At 43.4% G+C, this 549-nt stretch carries 1 protein-coding gene and 1 pseudogene; one reads left to right on the forward strand and one right to left on the reverse strand.

Annotated features, from left to right (window positions below):
- The coding region (locus tag ACS8FD_RS23660) for an ion channel (RefSeq protein ID WP_439277648.1) at positions 1 to 230 on the forward strand (230 nt) is incomplete at its 5' end.
- Positions 231 to 257: 27 nt separating this feature from the next.
- Here ACS8FD_RS23660 and ACS8FD_RS23665 read toward each other — a convergent pair.
- Positions 258 to 549, reverse strand: a pseudogene (locus tag ACS8FD_RS23665) (AarF/ABC1/UbiB kinase family protein); the annotation flags it as partial.

Genomic DNA, 549 nt, shown 5'->3' on the forward strand with positions numbered 1-549 from the left:
TAGGTTACGGGGACATCTCGCCAAAGACACCGCTGGGTCAAGCAATTGCGACCATGGTCATGATTACAGGTTATTCGATCATCGCAGTACCAACGGGTATCTTTACATCAGAGCTGGCACGTAACATGCGACCACAGCTTAATCCTATTACTTGCCCTAATTGTGGAAAGTTTGGTCATGCCGTTGGCGCCACATTTTGCGATCGTTGTGGGCATGCGCTGCATGTCTAAACGTCTTTGATGCTACTATTGTATTTTTTATAGTTCAATGTATTCATCAACCAAAGATGAGAGATCGATTTCAACACCAAGGTTCACCAAATTCCAATATTGTCCTGACACAGTACGATCAAGCATCATTGTCGTTGCAGAAGGCTGAAACTGACCAAAGTATTTTAGGGACGTGCGCATTTGAGTGATGGCTTCATGATGCACCTGACTACTAGAAAAATCAAAAGCGTCTTGTTGATAAGGCAAAATAGATAAAGGTTTAAGACCAATAGCAAGCCACTCTTGGTAGAATTCGCCAGGAATGTCCGTATCATCAGTC

The sequence above is a fragment of the Psychrobacter sp. 1U2 genome, from assembly GCF_051847575.1.